We start from the raw sequence: 248 nt of genomic DNA, 5'->3' as shown, positions 1-248 counted from the left end.
ATGGGTGTTGGCGGCCGAGACGCCGACGAGGAGGGGCAGTCCGTTCGCGTCCGACAGGACGTGCATCTTGGAACCCGGCTTGCCCCGGTCCACGGGGCTCGGACCTGTGTGTTCGCCCCCTTTTTAGAGGTCGTCTCATTTGGAATGCTGGGTAGTCTGCACCGTGTGGTGATGGTCGAGCGCATGGTGCCGGACGAGTTGTGGGAGCTGTTCCAGCGGGTGGTCCCACCTGCTCCATCACGGCCGCA

Annotated in this window: 1 pseudogene; it reads right to left on the bottom strand. The window is 64.5% G+C overall.

Annotation, left to right across the window (positions count from 1 at the left end):
* A pseudogene (locus MTQ10_RS31165) lies at positions 1 to 117 on the bottom strand (IS5/IS1182 family transposase); the annotation flags it as partial.
* Between the last annotated feature and the right edge of the window lie 131 nt (positions 118 to 248).

Source organism: Streptomyces sp. XM83C (assembly GCF_023072675.1).
GTDB classification, from domain to species: Bacteria; Actinomycetota; Actinomycetes; order Streptomycetales; family Streptomycetaceae; genus Streptomyces; species Streptomyces thermocoprophilus.
Note: the sequence above shows the minus strand (reverse complement) of the source record. Positions and strands in the feature narration are given on the sequence as shown.